The sequence below is a fragment of the Chitinophaga sp. GbtcB8 genome (assembly GCF_019091455.1).
In the GTDB taxonomy this organism is placed as follows: Bacteria; Bacteroidota; Bacteroidia; order Chitinophagales; family Chitinophagaceae; genus Chitinophaga.
On record NZ_JAGXJN010000409.1, the window covers coordinates 1 to 237 of the forward strand.

Annotated in this window: 1 protein-coding gene; it reads right to left on the reverse strand. The window is 57.8% G+C overall.

Annotation, left to right across the window (positions count from 1 at the left end; all coding sequences use genetic code 11):
* The coding region (locus KVT36_RS32200) for a hypothetical protein (protein ID WP_217607510.1) at positions 1-237 on the reverse strand (237 nt) is incomplete at both ends.

The following is a 237-nucleotide window of genomic DNA, read 5'->3' on the forward strand; positions in this document are numbered from 1 at the left end:
TATGGGATTGGATGCCGACCCAATGGTGGGAGGGGAGAAACCTCCCAGAAAGGTAACGGCCCGGAAGATGGCAAACCGTAATGCCTTTTCGTTGTAGGGAGCCCGCATTCCCGGGCCCAATGGCAGGGCCATTACCCTGCTGATGAACGGAAGCACCCATAATGGCAATACCCCGGCCCGCAGGAGAGAGGGCCGCACCAGCATAGCGGGTTCAGACAGGGATTGTATTTTCAGCTG